Below are 15,370 nucleotides of genomic sequence, written 5' to 3'. Positions count from 1 at the left end.
TGGCTCCGTCACTGGAGCCAAATCAATTACTTGATTTGAGCTTTTGTTATTTGAGGTTGTGCATTATTGAGCGTTGATGCTACCTCCAGAATATCTTGCCACTCATTGTAAGCTGATTGGTACCAAACTTGCTCCAGAATGACCGCTTGTGAATCTTGTGCTTTGGTAAGGTTAGAAACGACGTTGTTGGTTTCATTGTATAAACTGAGCACCGTGGTTTGTAGTGTATCTAAGGATCGGCTGATCGCCGCACAATCGTTGTTAACTTGATCGACACTTAGCAATAGGGCATTGAGAGACGCGATTTGTTGTTGATCTTGAGAGAGCGTTTGTTGATCGTGGTTGATGGTATTTAAAGATGATTGGATATCGCTTTGCAGGCTAGATATTTCACTTTGTGCTTCTACAATAGAGCTAACACCAAACCCTGCCAATATCAAAGAACCTCCCAGTGTAAACGGAGCAAGCACCACGCCAAAAATCGTTTCAAATATCCCCTTCTTACGCTGCGATTGAGCGTTAGCAATGGCGGTTTTAAATGCTGCTATCTGCTGTTTCATTAGATCAATTTGGGCGTTGGTGGCGATAATTTCTGCTTGGATGGAAACTTCTTCTTGCTGGATCTGTGCAATAGTTTGTTGCAATGTGTTATGAGCATCTTCCACTTGGCTAGCCCAAGCATTCAATCCCTCATCATAACGTTTTATATTTGATGTAAGACTTTGAATCGGATTTTGTAATGTTAAGATTAATGAAGTGAGCTGCTGTAGTTGGGCGGTATCAAAACGGGTTTCTAGTGCTTTGAATAACGTTAAAATTTGAACATTAGAATCTTTGAATGTATTCGCAATGGAAAGAACACTGTCCATAATGTCATTTGAAAAATATAAATTACCACTCAAACGCCATTGCCGTACCAGTTTTTGCACCGCATTTAAATTTTGTTCTACCTGAGCATACCAATGTTCTGCATTGCCTTGATCAATATAAGTTTCAACAACGCCTTGGCATGCAGAATTTAGTAACACCATAGCGCTAATAGATGCAGGAATGTCGGTTTGAAGTTGCTCGCTGGCTGATTGATTCATGATGGTCCTCGAAAAAGAATAAAAGGGGGCGTAACCCCCCTTAGTAATGTTTAAGCTGCTTGTTTTACTGCAGGTGCTAACTCTTTCGTTTCGATAGCTATTTTTGCGCTAGCTAGCTGTTTAGCAAGTTCAACCGCATCATCCCATTCGTTTTTCGCTGCGTCAGACATCACTTTTTCCATAATAATGCTCTGCATGGATGCACCATTATTAAGCTTGGTTACTACATCATCTAACTCGTTACCAAAGACAGTCCACGTCGTTTCAAAATCAGATAATACTGATGTCGATGTTTCAATCGCTGAAACGACGGCGCTACTGGCATTGGAAAGCCCTTGTAAAGCGATAATCTGTTGCTGATCTTCAGCTTTTTGTTTTTGTTCTTGCGCGATGCTGTCGTAGTCATCATCAATTTGATTTTGTAATACGCCCCACGTAACGCCACCAGCAATAATCGATGCCGCGCCGACGGCTGCGATACCGCCGGAGACTACAGCTGCGGTGCCAGCGGTTGCGATGGTAAGCGCAACGCCTGCGACGAGCATAAAGATGCCAACACCAACCGCAACTTGTGCATAGACTAGATCTTTATTCAGTTTCTCAATGGCTGCACGATTGTTGTCTATTGCGTTATTCATACTTTCAATATCTGTTTGTAAATCGATAATTGTTTTTTGAATATTGGTCGCACCATTGACTAAGTCATCATGTGCTGCTTGCATTTTCACCCCCCAATCAGAGAGTTCCTTATTCATCCCTTTGACTGTGGCTTCGATACCGCTGACTTGAGAAGATAGGGCGGTCATAATCTGTGAAGCTTGCTGAACCGTCGTATTGTCTTTGCCACTTGCTGTTGGATCCGCTTTATATAACTCATGAATGGCATCGATTGATGCTTGGAAAGTGGCGTCAAAATTAATTACGCTGGAGGGAATCGATGCTGATACTTGTGGTCCCAAATCGTCAATCCATTGCTTAGCAACCAATTTGGCTGAGTCTAATTTTTTACTCAGGTCATCAAACCAATCTGGTTTTACCGTAGGTGGCGTAAATTGTGTGTTTAAAATGGCATGGCACTGCGCTGTGATGACTGTGGTTGCCAAAAATGCAGATTGAGTGGTTTGCTGTGTTGGGTTCAACTGAGTAACTTGTTGTGACATTGTGTATCTCCTTTACTGTTCTTGAATGGTGTTATTTAGTGTGTTGACTAAAACGGGTTTTCCAACGTTTGGCGGTAAACTAATGAGTTGCACAAATTCTGAAATGGTTTTCCATGAGGCTGAAGCAATCTTGATGGTTTGCAAATCAGTCAATAGGGCTGGGTCTGAACCGCTTTGTAAGGCGTTGATCAGTTCGTTTACCTTGTCTAATTCGTCTTGCCATAACAATGAAAGTGCTGGCAAGCTATCATCAATCTTTAGGAATTCTTCGCTCATGTTGCTGAGGGTTTGAATAATGGCTTTAGTAATGGCAGCCGCTTGTGCTTCTTCACTGGCTAGTGTTTGTAATTGAGTGAGTTTGTCTAAATCTTGTTGTACCTCTTTCGCGCTCGATATTGTGCTGTATGCACTGTAACCAACCGTGAATAGCGCACCAGCAAAGGAAAGGAATGGTACAGACGTCGTTGCTCCCATTACGACACCGTAGGAAATAGTGACCATACTTTGTATGTAAGCTTTTCCTGCTCTTAATTGGGCCGCCGTGACATTGGCTCCTAAACTGGCAATGGATTGCGATAGAGAGCCTATCTCTGTTGCAATGCGTACCATTGCTTGTTCTTCACTCGCAAGTTCATTCCAGCCATCTTGAATGCTGGATGCGAGCAGCTCCTCTGCATTTTTTGCTTGGCTGTAAGATTTTGTGAAAACTTGCTGAGCTTCATTTGTTAACGTGATATTTTGCTTTAACGTTTTTTGCAATAATTGTAAGCATTCAATCCATTGCTTCGTACTTGTTATCGTCTTACTGTTTTGTGCGCAGGCATCGAACGTGGTCTGATAATTAATAAACGATGTAATAATTTGCGCAAAAATTTTAGGCTTTTGTTGCATAAACTCATTCATTACTGCTCTTAAGATCTCAGTCCTACTTCGAACTTCTACGAGCCAGTTTGGATCTTTTGCTACATGGCCAATAAAGAGAGAGTTGCACGTTGCATCGTAGTTACTAATACCTAAAAAATCAGTATATACGTCGGTCAGCATATTTAATGCGGTATCAACATTTGGGCTTAACATGAGTTCGCCCTCTACAGTGAAATAACGAGGAAAGGATCAAACGTTAATCTTGCACCATCAATAGACAAGGTCGCATTGTATTGTTGAGTGCTGGCTTGTCCTTGCGCTTCAACTCGGCCTTCCCAGAATTCATCACCGCTTAGTCCTTGCTTAGTGGGTATACAAACTCTGTCATTTATCATTTGCCCATTAAACTCGACAATATCAACTTCATTGTCTGGTGAAATAGCGACAACTCGCCAGCATAATAATTGACCGTCTTTACAGGCTGTTTTTAACTCAGCTTGGCCTTCATTACCCGAGCCCATATATTTATTTGTATCAATGAGATAAATGTTACTTTGCAGATCTCGACTTGCAAGCGCTGCTGCTGCATCTACGACTATGAGTATTTCTACTTTTTTCATACAATGTTCCTTATTTAGATGGAGTTATTGAATAGATAGAGTTATTGAACTTCGAGATAAGGTGACAAATTCATTGTTATTCCGTTTATTGAAAGAGAAATGGTATATAGATAACGCCCAGTATCCCCGCGAGTCTGAACTCTACCTTCCCACGCGTCATTAACAGGGCTTGGTAAGCAAGCTTTTTGATCAATCATGTCGCCAGAGAATCCCGTTATATTGACTTCGTCATCTGGCGAAATGGCGCAGCTACGCCAGCAAATAAACTGACCATCTTGAGATACCGTGTGGAGTTGGCACGTTCCTTCATCCCAAGAACCAAGCCATTGGTTACTATCAATTAAGTAAACGTTATCCATTAAGCTCGTGGTTGTTAATGCTCCGGCACAATCAACCACGATAAGTATTTCTATTTTTTTCATTCAATACCTACTGACGTTTATTTATGGATCCACAGAATATCACTGTACTGATTTAACCATTTCGAATGGTTTTTGTGGTTATATCTATTAAATATTATTGATATTAGTGTTGATATTTACATGTTTATAATCTTTATGTGGCTAAATATAGTTAGTGATTTCAGTTAATCAAGGTTGCATAACTAATATGTACATATCAGTATGTAAATAAAATAATTTTATAATGATATCAATGGATAGATCTTAAGTTTAATTTCATTTTTGTTATTTATTAAGCGCTTAATTTGCTGGCTTAATCATGTTTTTGCGTGAGATATTGAAAGGGATAATAAATGCTCATTTACTTGATGAAATTTTTATTTCATGGTTAAACGATGATTTCAACGATGCTGATTATTTTTACTTAATAGTATTGGGTGATTTATCAATATTTATTGTTGATTGTTTTAGTGTAAGTAAAAATATATTTTTACTTAACTTTTTAATAGGTAGGTGGTATGTCTGTGAGATAAATGAGGTCATCTACAATATTAATTATAGATAATTTCATTTTTGGCATTAACGCTATGTTTAATCTAGCTAATAATATTGATTAAATTATTAGCTAGAATGACTTAACGCTAAGCGATGAGATCGTTTTTCCAGCTTTGAGCGATGAAATCAATGAATTGGCGAACCAATGGGGTTTGATAGCTACGAGAAAGATACACAGCCCATAGTGCGCTGCTTGGGCTGTGAAACTCTGGCAAAACGCGTACTAGTGTTCCTGAGGCGATAAAGACATTTGCAAGATCGCATGGTAGCCGTACGATGCCTTTGTGATGTAGGGCAGCGCGGCATAAAATTTCCATATCATTAGCGCGGATGTTTCCATTCACGGTAACAGAGAGCTGTTCATTGTCTTTAACCACATCCCACTTGTTATTACTCATGTGCACAAAGCAGTTGTGCTGGGTTAAGTCACTGGGTGTATTGATAGGAGGGTGTTGGTTGAGATAGCTGGGGGAAGCACATATGACGGTGCCGACGCTCATTAAACGGCGAGCGATGAGCGTATCATCCGGCTGTTGGGTAAAACGCAGGGCAATATCCACGCGTTCATCGACCAGTTGTGAAAGGCGATCTGAAGCGACAATGTCAATTAACACATTGGGGTGTCGTTGCGTGAAGTCTTCAACAACGGCCAATAACATGTTTTGAGCAAGGCCTATCGGCGCGGCAATGCGAATGGTACCGTTTAAGAGTTGTGACTGTTCCAACGCCCGTGTTTCAAGTTCGGCAGTTTGGTGCAAAATTTGTTCGCAACGGATTAAAGCCTCTTCACCGGCGGTGGTTAGGCTGACTTTGCGTGTCGTGCGGTGCAGTAACCTCTGCTTTAACCAATCCTCAACTTCTTGGACATGACGTGACACTTGTAATCGACTTAAGCTCAAGTTGTCTGCGGCTTTGGTAAAACTGGCAGTATTTGCCACTTCGATAAAACTGCGCATGGCGGTTAGTCTGTCCATGGTAGGCCTTTATTAGATACGAATATTGATACAATCTACATCATTTTTGGGTGTTTTTCCTCCTTCGTTTAACTACTAGACTACAATTGTTGTCGAGAAACAGAAACCGAATGAGGAAATAAATTATGAAAATTGCAGTATTAGGCGCATCAGGTTGGATTGGTAGTCACATTGTCAATGAAGCAAAAGCACGGGGCCACGAGGTGATCGCGTTAGTGCGTGATTCAAGTAAAGTTGATGCTGAAGGTGTTAGCGTTCAACTATTTGACTTACAACAGCCTTTGTCAAAAATTAGCGCTGCGTTAGCTGGTGTTGATGTCGTGATCGCTTCTATCGGCGGACGTGCAGCTGGCAACCACGATATTGTTGCGGCTACGGCGCAAAAACTGCTGTCGGATCTACCGCAAGTGGGTGTGGATCGTCTACTGTGGGTTGGTGGTGCGGGTTCATTGGAAGTCGCTCCCGGTATCAAATTGGTGACCGTAGAAGGTTTCCCTGAAGAGTACAAAGGGGAAGCATTAGCGCAAGGCGAAGCGTTGGATCTCTTCCGTGCGAGTACAAGCAAGGTTAATTGGACATTTGTTAGCCCGGCCGCTGAGATTTTCCCGGGTGAGAAACAAGGTGCTTACCGTGTGGGCGGTGACGCTCTATTGTCTGATGCTGAAGGTAACAGCAAAATCTCAGTCAGTGATTATGCCCTCGCGATGATCGATGAGTTAGAAAGTGCCGCTCACCCTCGTCAACGTATTGGTGTTGCTTACTGATACCAGTCCGATAGATCCATTTGGCTATTCTCTTGATCGAAAATTGCTGATAACGTGAACGAAGTAATGCTCTCTATGGGCATTACTTTTCTTTGTTTCGCTTATAGGCATTTTAATGGAAATGTTCAGTAGTACGGCGCTTATCGCCATGTTTCTTATTTTCTTGGGTTCATTTGTGCAAACGGCGATTGGTTTTGGTTTAGCGATCGTCGCAGCGCCCTTGCTGTTCTTGATCTCCGCCGATTACGTTCCTGCCCCCATTTGTATCGTGGCGCTGTTTATTTCTATCTTGAACGCCTTAAAGCATCGCTCGAACATTGAGCTTGGCGGTTTAAAAATGGCGCTGATTGGTCGCGTTCCCGGTTCAATTGCGGGCGGTATCCTTCTGGTTTTAGTCTCGACGGATGTACTGGCGTTATGGCTTGGTTTATTGGTGTTATTTGCCGTGGCTGTTAGTTTATTGCCGTATCGCATCGAACCTACCCCGATAAAAATGGGTATTGCGGGTTTTTTCTCCGGCTTCTTTGGCACCAGTTCCGCGATTGGTGGGCCGCCGATGGCGTTGATCCTACAGCATCAAGAAGCGAATCAGTTGCGTGGTAATCTTTCGGCATTTTTTGTGTTTAGCTCGATCATCTCTTTGATCATTCAAATACCGGCAGGTTTTCTGACGTTGCATCATTTATGGATAACGATTCCGCTTATCCCCTCAGCTTGGTTGGGCTATAAGTTGGCGATGATGACCACGCAATCACTGCCCAAAGATAACATCCGTTTCGCCGCGTTGCTGCTTTGTACGATAAGCGGCGTTACGGCGGTATGGCATGGTTTAGCTTAGCGTTAATCTTCCGTTCAGGTCATGCAATGATACTGAAAGGGTTTATGGGTCTATTTTATACGGAGTAGCAGTGATGAGAACAATCGGCAATATTATTTGGTTTTTACTGGGCGGAGTGTTTATGGGGCTCGCTTGGTGGTTTTTTGGTCTCCTTGCCTTTATCAGCATTATTGGCATTCCATGGGGGCGTGCTTGCTTTGTTATCGGTAACTTTTCGTTTTTTCCTTTTGGACAAGAGGCTATTTCCCGTGATGAATTGACCAATCAGCAAGATATTGGTACCAGCCCATTTGGCTTAATCGGCAATGTGATTTGGTTTGTTTTCGCAGGTTTTTGGTTAGCCGTTGGTCATATTTTATCGGCGGTGGCGTGTTTTATTACCATTATTGGCATCCCTTTCGCACTACAGCATTTGAAACTCGCGGTTATTTCTTTGGCTCCGATTGGTAAAACCATCGTCCCGAAAGAAGAGGCGGCTAGAGCTCGCTATTCTTCTTATCGTTAATATAGGTTTTATTTTTTGCTCCTTTTCTCTCGTGTTGCTCTCTCAGTGACGAGGGGAAGGGGGCATCTTGCCAACGCGATTAATACGCTTTAATCCCAAACTCTCGCAGTTTTCTAGGCAGAATGTCATCTAAATGCGCAATGTCTTGCGGATGAATATTAATCAGAGCAAAGCCGTGATCGTAGTAAATCGCTTGAGTTTGTAAGCGCGTTTTTTCGTCGGTTGCGCCACTATCTGAACCCCAATATTGTAAATAGACTTTCCCTGTTGGCAGATAAAAATCGCACATCACATCAGCTTCTATCGGCAACTGACGCTCATAAGCGTGGACGACGCCCGCCAAATAGAGCCAATTATCGATCAATAATTCGCCGGTTGAGCGAACATAGTGGCCGTCTAAGGTGCGATGTTTTGCCTCAAATTTTTGGCGAAAGTGGGACAATGATTTATCGGTCGATTGGCTGTGAGCCTCTTGCCCTAAAAATTCGACAATGGATTGTTTCAGACGTTTATGGCGAGTCACCGTATCATGCCAAACAACAAAGAATTGCTCAGAAGATTTATCTTCACGTTGCTGAGCGCCAGCTCTGAGCCCAGCCTCCGTTACTTGCCAACCTTTTTCTGTTTTAGATATCCAGCCTAACTCACTCAATAGTTGATTTATTTTTTTTGGGTTGAGCCTGAAATGATCGCCAAGTTGAGTGGCACTTAACGTTTTCCCGTTGGTGGCTTGTGTGTCGACGAGCAAGTTTTCCGGCCAGACAATAAATTGGCCATATTGCGTGTGCTGGGCGTATTCGCCGCCAAATTTTGCTCCCAGCTCTGTTAATACCCACTTGTTATCGAAGCGGTTAATGTACCCTGCTTTTTGGAGGTTACTGAATAGTTGTTTAGCGTCTGTATTACGCAATTTAGCCAGTGCCGAGGTTGAATGTTTTTCTACCATCGTTCTCTCCTATCTCTCTTGAAATCGATCCAACAGATTGATATCCCTACCTTACTTGAATTTTTAATAAATGACAGTGTGAGAGCATGAGATCGTTTTTAAAAAACGGAGTGGTTTGAGTGAATAATGCTTTTATTAGTATCTTAAATTGAATCAGTGAAGTTCATTATTGGATCTATTTGTTCTAAATAAAAAACAATAAGATGTTATTACTTCGAACAATGAATGAAAGGTAAACACAATGACAATTTCAAAACCGTTGATAACGGGTTTTTTGCTAGCAAGCACTTCTTTCTCAAGCTTAGCCGCATTGACGTTTCAAACGTACAACCCAGGGGAAAATGGAGTCTTTCCAGTTAGCTCAACACTGATCAGTGGTGAGAAACAAGCGATTTTAATTGATGCTCAGTTTGGTATAAAAGATGGCCAAGCTTTAGTGGACATGATTAAGCAGTCAGGTAAAGAACTTAAGGCCATCTATATTAGCGCTGGTGATCCTGATTATTATTTTGGTCTAGAACCGTTGGTTTCGGCGTTTCCTAACGTTGATGTTTTAGCAAGCCAAGCGATTGTTGAGCATATCAAGTCGACGAAAGACGCTAAGCTACAGTTTTGGGGTCCGATACTAGGAGAGAGTGCGCCAAATAAAATTATTGTTCCTAAGATTTTTGACCACAGCGAGTTTTCATTAGAAGGTGAGAAGATCGAAGTGAAAGAGCTTAATACACACCAAGCTTACTTATGGGTGCCTTCTGAAAAAACGATTGTCGGTGGTGTAGCGGTTGTCTCTGGTATGCATGTTTGGACGGCTGATAGCCAAACCCCGAAAGCGCGTGGTGAGTGGGTTCAAGCTTTAGAGAAAATGCAGATGCTTAAGCCAAAGAAAGTCATTCCTGGACATTATTTTGCTGATATACCGCAGGGTGTCGAAGCCGTAAAATTTACTAAGACATACTTGGAGAAATTCGAACAGGCTATTTCAGCCTCGAAAGACTCGGCACAAGTGGTATCTAAAATGGTTGCAGCTTATCCAGCGCTTCCAGGTAAAGAGGACCTTGAATTAAGTGCGCAAGTGAATATGGGTGAGCGTACTTGGTAACAGTATCAACGCGAGTCATTGGCTCGCGTTGTCTACTCCAGACGGTTTGGCTTCCACATAACCTGTTTTTGCCCACACGTTACTCAATTTATACATGGCGCAGACACTGCATGTGAGCACTTCTCCTTTACCATGGATCACCATCACAATATCTTCCCGTTTTTCTTTCGAGTTATTGCGTAGCTGGATCGTCAGTTGATTACCATCCACGCTGTAAGCGCGAGACCAGTGCTGAGTTTCAGATTCAGCACGTACAACACCCTCTTCGAAAATCAATAAGTCATCATTGAACTGGTTGTCATAAGTCCCTTTGAACTCATAAGTTTCACGGTTTAACCAACGTTCAAGGTCATCTTGAAAACAGCCTTGTAAAGTGGCTGTAAGGACGAGAATACTGATTGATTTTGCCGTAGATCTTATCATGTTGCTGCAACCTCTGTTGTTGTTCGCTCAAGTTCTAATAAGCTCGCTTTACGGTTTAAGCCCCCCGCATAGCCAGTGAGTTTACCACTTTTTCCGATCACTCTATGGCAAGGAACGATGATCGAAATTGGATTTCTACCATTGGCCAAGCCGACAGCCCTTACGGCTTTGGGGTTACCGATCGCCTCTGCAATCTGTTGGTAGTTCCAAGTTTCGCCATAAGGGATCTTGCATAATGCTTGCCACACTGATTGTTGGAACTCGGTGCCTTTTGCCGCTAAAGGTAAAGTAAATATAGTCCGTTTCCCGGAAAAGTACTCATCTAACTGTTTGATAGTATTGATGAGTATAGTGCAGTGTTCGGATTTTACCCCTAACTCTGTTGGCATGGTGGTTTCGGTTTCAAACCAAGCCCCCAATAAACCTTGCTCGCAGGCTTGCAATGTCATGATTCCTAAGGGGCTGTGATAGTGGGTGAAGCTATTCATATTAGTAATTCCAACAGTGAAAGGTGGCGTAACTTCCCCAAGGTGAAACCTTGTCTGCGTTCAGCTCAGGAAAATGGCTTAAGGCCTTCTTAACCACCAAATCAGTGTCTAGAAAGCAATCTGAATCGGACTGACCTCTTAACCTAGCGTAGTTTACGGTCCACGGCCCAATACCTTTTAGTGAAAGCCAAGCATCAACATCGGCTTCAGGGTGTTGGCACATGAATTGAGCAAAGCGTGTTAAGGTCTCTTTTCGGCTGTGTGGCATCTTTAAAAAGTGCAAGTCAAGCTGTGCGATTTGTTCCGGGCTTGGAAAGTAACTGCTCGTGTTTTGAGCTGGGTTCACCGCATCGACTAATCGGTTGAGCTGGCCAATGGCTGCTTTTATCGAAACTTGTTGACCTAAAATAGCTCTGACTCCCGCCTCCCAACAATTCCAAACGCCGGGAATACGGATTCCTGAACGAGTGACTAAACCCGGAGCGCAGTTTTCCAAATAGGCCTCGATGTGGCTGATGTCGGCTTCAAGGTCAAATAGGCGGCGTAGTTTTGCCACCAAGTAACGCAGTTTGGTGATGTCTTGCAACTCGAATTCAATCTCTAAATGGGTCGTAGAGTTTAAGCTGGCACGAAACCAGCCGGTCGTATTGTGTATGTTGAAGGTGCGTTGATAATGATTGTTACTGACCTGTTCAATGGCGTTTACTGCACGTAATCGATAGAAATCTAGCATATGTTGCCAATCGAAAGGGCCGCGAAAAGAGAGTGTTAATAGGTTTTTTGTCATCAATGCAGTTTTAGATTGCCGCACTTGGCTGGGGGTCAGTTGCAACGTTTTGATAAACGCATCGTTAAAGCGGCGGGTACTGTTGAACCCACAAGCGAATCCTATATCGGTAATGGACAGAGCACTGGAATGCAACAACTGCTTAGCAAACATCAACTGATGGTACTGAGCATATTGTTTCGGTGACACTCCTAAATGAGTTTGAAACAGTTGTCGTAGATAGCGGTCACTGATCCCCAAACGTTCGGCAAATTGAGCCAGATTGCTCGATTGTAATTCACCTTGCTCAATAAGCTTGATTGCACGCAAAAAGGTGGTTTCAACCCCTTTCCATGCCCAAGAATGAGGTGCACTGTCTGGGCGGCAACGCAGGCATGGCCGATAGCCCGCTTGTAGAGCCAGTGCGGAGTTGGCGAAGTATTCAACATTCTTTTCTTTTGGCAGGGTTGCCGGACATATTGGGCGACAAAAGATGTTGGTTGTTTTGACGGCAACGAAAAATCGTCCATCAAATCGCGGATCACGGCTAGTGCGAGCCTGTTGGCATTGTTCTTTATCGAGTTCCATCCATGGTGTCATTTGGTATAACGAGCCTTATGCAGTTTTTATAAGCTAAGTGTATGCATGAATTCTGTCGATACTAGCCATTTTCGGAACTGGATGGCTTTTCCTGAGGCTTCTCTTGAAAAAGGATATTCATAACGCTGTATTCAATACCCGCTACAGCGTTATGAATTTGTTGGGTCAGTCGAGAATGACCTCGCCCGCTTGTTGTAATGAGTAAGCACTACTAGGGTTGATGTTTTTGACTAACTTTTCCACTTGCATAATGGCTTCTATCGATGAGCTGTTTTTTCGGTAGCTGAGGAAGATGGGACGCTGCCAATCTTCCACATTGCCAATTCGATACAATTGGCCAGAGTGGATAAAAGGTTCAACAAGTGAGGTAGGAAGGTAAGCGCTTCCCCCTTTTTCTAAAATGAAATCAAGTGCGATACGAGCGGTCGAGGTGCGTAAATAGGGGGTTGGCGTCTTCGGATGTCGCTCAGCATGCTCGGAGGCGAAACGGCTTCCCCAATCGACGTACACGTATTTATTATCAAAGGCGGTTTCCAGTGTGTCAGGACGCGTCGAAACCAACACCAGTACTAAATCTGCGACTTTTTTGCAGTTTAGCTCTTCGGCTTTAATTGGGTCAAAGGCAAACGCCATATCTAAGGTACGCTCCAGTAGGCTGCGGTTGAGCTGCTCGCGCCCCATGACTTCCGCCATAAACCCATAACCGCTAAAAGCATCAGTCACAACGCTTAAACAGTTTTGTAGATGAGCATCCCAAACGTTGGGCGTTCCCCCTAATGTCAGCTGTAAAGCTCGGCCATTTTCCAAAGAGAGCTCAAACTTGGCTTGTTGCAAGGTTGCCACCATCACTTCGGCATAGCCAACGAGTCGTTCTCCTGCCGATGTGAGCTTTATGTTGTTGCGATCACGCGTAAACAGTTGAGCATCAAAATAATTTTCTAATTGCTTGATGCGTGCACTGACGGCGGCTTGGGTCAAATAAAGGTTTTCAGCTGCTCGCCCAAAATGACGTACTTTGGCGAGTTCGAGAAAAGTGCGAAAAACTTTTACATCCATATTAAATCCTCTGAAATTACCCCGTCAGATTAACAAGGAAGTGCAATTATGACGATAAAAAATTTTTGTTTTTCTTTTCGGAGATTTACGCCTAATTTTCGCGTGATCTATCGCTACATGGTAGTAGCGCCATTCACATGAGGTTGATATGTCTGAGACTGAATTCCGTCACGGAAAAAAACGTTTTTACGACAATACAAAGTTTCCACGAGGCTTTGCTAAGTCTGGTGATTTTACTCTTGCAGAAGAAGAACTTCTCGCCATTTATGGTGGTACCATGCTTGGTCTTGAATCTGGTGAACTCACGCCAGAGAATGCTGAAGAAGCTCATTTTGTTAAGGCGATTGAAAACCCAGGTAAAGCGAAATCTAAGTTAGAGCGTGTCTGGTTAAAATACACTCAACTTGCTCGTGGTCGTAAGCGTTTCCATACGTTGAACGGTCGCAATAAACCGGAAAGTGGTGACGATTATAATGATGAAGAAGTCAGCTTAACGGAAGAAGATTAATCTGTATCTCTAATGCAGGATCTTAAGCCGTAATTTGGTCAGCTTTCTCATTTATCTCTTCAGCCTTATTGTCTCAATAGGGCTGACAAACTCGCTCGCATCGCCTTTCATATAAGAGATCTCTGTGCAAAAGAGTGTGACTCAATCAAGATGAGAAAAGTGCTTTCGCTCAAAGCCCTAGTATTGATGATTCACTCGGGCTTTGCATTATCGCCACTCTGCTCATTTGGTCGCGCTTAGCCAATCCATGAGCTGGGTCAACACCGCTACTTAGCCAAAATGGCTACTTTTTTCAAAAAGCTGTCGCGTAGATGCTCTTGGTCATAATCGAGATGGTAGGTATTGTGGAAGCCAACTTTTAGCTCCACACCATTTCCTCGCATGTAAATGTTATAGCCGTCATAGTCTGAAAAAGCTTCGATACCTTCATAGATTTTCCCGAATTCAGTCGGTGTACCATGCGCCATTACTGTTTCATAAGCATGGAGAATTTTCGCGGGTTCAAGTTCGTTTTTCATGGCATTTGCTCCTTTCTTGCTTGTTACTCCAAGTATGGGTAATGAATGCACGCTTCGCCAGATAGTGGATTGATAGCGACTCAAACTTTACTTAATTTTATAGATGAATTTTTATCTCATTTGGTTATAGCATGTGCCGTATTAGTTAAGCTTACCTGTAGAAATTGCTACAAATTTAAGCGCATTTCTGGTTCGGATTTGAAGAAAGAGCGAAAATTTGACCTAAAACAATGGCAGTTACCCAATACTTATTTTATAATGCGAATTAATGTTCTATTACACCATAATATTCCAATAACTAGGGGCCAATCATGAGACTTATCCCGTTAAAACATGCTGCACAAGTCGGCAAGTGGGCAGCAGCACACATCGTAAAACGTATCAACGCATTCAACCCAACGGCAGACCGTCCTTTTGTATTGGGTTTACCTACTGGTGGTACACCATTGACGACTTATAATGCACTGATTGAAATGCATAAAGCAGGCGAGGTGAGCTTTAAGCATGTCGTGACATTTAATATGGATGAATACATTGGTATTCCTGAAAATCATCCGGAGTCATACCGCTCATTTATGTATAACAATTTCTTCAATCATGTTGATATTCAAGAAGAAAATATCAACTTACTGAATGGCAACGCACCAGATGTTGATGCAGAATGTAAGCGCTATGAAGACAAAATTAAATCATACGGCCGCATTAATCTATTTATGGGCGGTGTGGGCAATGATGGGCACATCGCATTTAACGAGCCTGCTTCTTCACTTTCGTCGCGCACTCGCATTAAGACACTGACAGAAGATACGCGCATTGCAAACTCTCGTTTCTTTGATGGTGATATCAACCAAGTTCCTAAATACGCGCTAACGATTGGTGTAGGCACACTGCTAGATTCAGAAGAGATCATGATTTTGGTGACAGGCCACAATAAGGCGCTGGCTTTGCAAGCGGCCGTGGAAGGAAGCGTCAACCATTTGTGGACCGTCTCCGCACTACAACTTCATGCGAAATCAGTGATTGTATGTGATGAACCATCGACTCAAGAACTAAAAGTGAAAACCGTAAAATACTTTGCGGAATTAGAAGCAAAAAATATCGAAGGTTTCTAAGTCTCTCCCTGCTGGGAAAGGACATTCATAAACAAAAGGCCTGCTAACATCAGCAGGCCTTTTTACACTTTGTAGCAAATGGGAC

The 15,370-nt window shown here is 42.9% G+C and carries 18 protein-coding genes; 6 read left to right on the top strand and 12 right to left on the bottom strand.

What is annotated here, in order from left to right; all coding sequences use genetic code 11:
- Positions 1 to 26: 26 nt before the first annotated feature.
- From EXZ60_RS00540 to EXZ60_RS00515, 6 genes are all read right to left on the bottom strand, one after another.
- Positions 27 to 1,088 (bottom strand): non-hemolytic enterotoxin lytic component L1, encoded by a 1,062-nt coding sequence (locus tag EXZ60_RS00540; RefSeq protein ID WP_277435099.1) that lies wholly within the window; start codon positions 1,086 to 1,088, stop codon positions 27 to 29.
- Positions 1,089 to 1,138: 50 nt separating this feature from the next.
- Entirely contained in the window at positions 1,139 to 2,248 is a 1,110-nt protein-coding gene (gene makA / locus EXZ60_RS00535) for a cytotoxin MakA (protein ID WP_017049338.1), read from the bottom strand.
- A 12-nt stretch (positions 2,249 to 2,260) separates the two neighbouring features.
- The gene (locus tag EXZ60_RS00530) at positions 2,261 to 3,151 is read right to left on the bottom strand and encodes a hypothetical protein (protein ID WP_277435197.1); all 891 of its coding nucleotides are present in this window, start codon (positions 3,149 to 3,151) and stop codon (positions 2,261 to 2,263) included.
- Between the two features lie 185 nt (positions 3,152 to 3,336).
- On the bottom strand, positions 3,337 to 3,732 hold the full coding sequence (locus EXZ60_RS00525) for a hypothetical protein (protein WP_277435098.1): 396 nt from the start codon (positions 3,730 to 3,732) through the stop codon (positions 3,337 to 3,339).
- 41 nt (positions 3,733 to 3,773) lie between these two features.
- Positions 3,774 to 4,154 (bottom strand): hypothetical protein, encoded by a 381-nt coding sequence (locus EXZ60_RS00520; protein WP_115339970.1) that lies wholly within the window; start codon positions 4,152 to 4,154, stop codon positions 3,774 to 3,776.
- Between the two features lie 620 nt (positions 4,155 to 4,774).
- Complete coding sequence (locus tag EXZ60_RS00515) at positions 4,775 to 5,662, bottom strand: LysR family transcriptional regulator (RefSeq protein ID WP_017043237.1); 888 nt, start codon at positions 5,660 to 5,662, stop codon at positions 4,775 to 4,777.
- Positions 5,663 to 5,787: 125 nt separating this feature from the next.
- Between EXZ60_RS00515 and EXZ60_RS00510 the strand changes: the two genes are divergently transcribed.
- From EXZ60_RS00510 to EXZ60_RS00500, 3 genes are all read left to right on the top strand, one after another.
- Positions 5,788 to 6,426 carry an NAD(P)-dependent oxidoreductase gene (locus EXZ60_RS00510; RefSeq protein WP_017043238.1) on the top strand — a complete coding sequence of 213 codons (639 nt, stop codon included), beginning with the start codon at positions 5,788 to 5,790 and terminating at the stop codon, positions 6,424 to 6,426.
- Between the two features lie 115 nt (positions 6,427 to 6,541).
- Entirely contained in the window at positions 6,542 to 7,264 is a 723-nt protein-coding gene (locus EXZ60_RS00505) for a sulfite exporter TauE/SafE family protein (protein WP_013868241.1), read from the top strand.
- A 73-nt stretch (positions 7,265 to 7,337) separates the two neighbouring features.
- A complete protein-coding gene (locus EXZ60_RS00500) occupies positions 7,338 to 7,769 on the top strand; it encodes a YccF domain-containing protein (RefSeq protein ID WP_026027764.1) in 432 nt (143 codons plus the stop codon).
- 79 nt (positions 7,770 to 7,848) lie between these two features.
- On the opposite strand, the gene EXZ60_RS00495 is transcribed toward EXZ60_RS00500, so the two are convergent.
- Complete coding sequence (locus tag EXZ60_RS00495) at positions 7,849 to 8,715, bottom strand: hypothetical protein (RefSeq protein ID WP_017044953.1); 867 nt, start codon at positions 8,713 to 8,715, stop codon at positions 7,849 to 7,851.
- A 241-nt stretch (positions 8,716 to 8,956) separates the two neighbouring features.
- Between EXZ60_RS00495 and EXZ60_RS00490 the strand changes: the two genes are divergently transcribed.
- Positions 8,957 to 9,814 carry a Vmh family MBL fold metallo-hydrolase gene (locus EXZ60_RS00490; RefSeq protein WP_194663069.1) on the top strand — a complete coding sequence of 286 codons (858 nt, stop codon included), beginning with the start codon at positions 8,957 to 8,959 and terminating at the stop codon, positions 9,812 to 9,814.
- Between the two features lie 15 nt (positions 9,815 to 9,829).
- On the opposite strand, the gene EXZ60_RS00485 is transcribed toward EXZ60_RS00490, so the two are convergent.
- From EXZ60_RS00485 to EXZ60_RS00470, 4 genes are all read right to left on the bottom strand, one after another.
- Positions 9,830 to 10,237 (bottom strand): hypothetical protein, encoded by a 408-nt coding sequence (locus tag EXZ60_RS00485; RefSeq protein ID WP_194574743.1) that lies wholly within the window; start codon positions 10,235 to 10,237, stop codon positions 9,830 to 9,832.
- Positions 10,234 to 10,725 (bottom strand): methylated-DNA--[protein]-cysteine S-methyltransferase, encoded by a 492-nt coding sequence (locus tag EXZ60_RS00480; RefSeq protein WP_019283044.1) that lies wholly within the window; start codon positions 10,723 to 10,725, stop codon positions 10,234 to 10,236. Before EXZ60_RS00480 ends, EXZ60_RS00485 begins: the two co-directional genes overlap by 4 nt.
- 1 nt (position 10,726) lies before the next feature.
- Positions 10,727 to 12,079: a DNA-3-methyladenine glycosylase 2 family protein gene (locus EXZ60_RS00475; protein WP_194663132.1), complete on the bottom strand. Its 1,353-nt coding sequence runs from the start codon at positions 12,077 to 12,079 to the stop codon at positions 10,727 to 10,729.
- 177 nt (positions 12,080 to 12,256) lie between these two features.
- Complete coding sequence (locus tag EXZ60_RS00470; RefSeq protein ID WP_094134235.1) at positions 12,257 to 13,147, bottom strand: LysR family transcriptional regulator; 891 nt, start codon at positions 13,145 to 13,147, stop codon at positions 12,257 to 12,259.
- Between the two features lie 148 nt (positions 13,148 to 13,295).
- Here EXZ60_RS00470 and EXZ60_RS00465 point away from each other — a divergent pair, with 148 nt between their 5' ends.
- Positions 13,296 to 13,655: a DUF413 domain-containing protein gene (locus EXZ60_RS00465; protein ID WP_013868249.1), complete on the top strand. Its 360-nt coding sequence runs from the start codon at positions 13,296 to 13,298 to the stop codon at positions 13,653 to 13,655.
- Positions 13,656 to 13,921: 266 nt separating this feature from the next.
- Here the strand turns inward: EXZ60_RS00465 and EXZ60_RS00460 are convergent, their stop codons facing one another.
- Positions 13,922 to 14,173 carry a DUF3081 domain-containing protein gene (locus EXZ60_RS00460; protein WP_017044957.1) on the bottom strand — a complete coding sequence of 84 codons (252 nt, stop codon included), beginning with the start codon at positions 14,171 to 14,173 and terminating at the stop codon, positions 13,922 to 13,924.
- 311 nt (positions 14,174 to 14,484) lie between these two features.
- Between EXZ60_RS00460 and nagB the strand changes: the two genes are divergently transcribed.
- The gene (gene nagB, locus EXZ60_RS00455) at positions 14,485 to 15,285 is read left to right on the top strand and encodes a glucosamine-6-phosphate deaminase (RefSeq protein WP_277435097.1); all 801 of its coding nucleotides are present in this window, start codon (positions 14,485 to 14,487) and stop codon (positions 15,283 to 15,285) included.
- Positions 15,286 to 15,370 lie beyond the last annotated feature (85 nt).

Source organism: Vibrio sp. 1151_11, assembly GCF_029478525.1.
GTDB classification, from domain to species: Bacteria; Pseudomonadota; Gammaproteobacteria; order Enterobacterales; family Vibrionaceae; genus Vibrio; species Vibrio anguillarum.
Note: the sequence above shows the minus strand (reverse complement) of the source record. Positions and strands in the feature narration are given on the sequence as shown.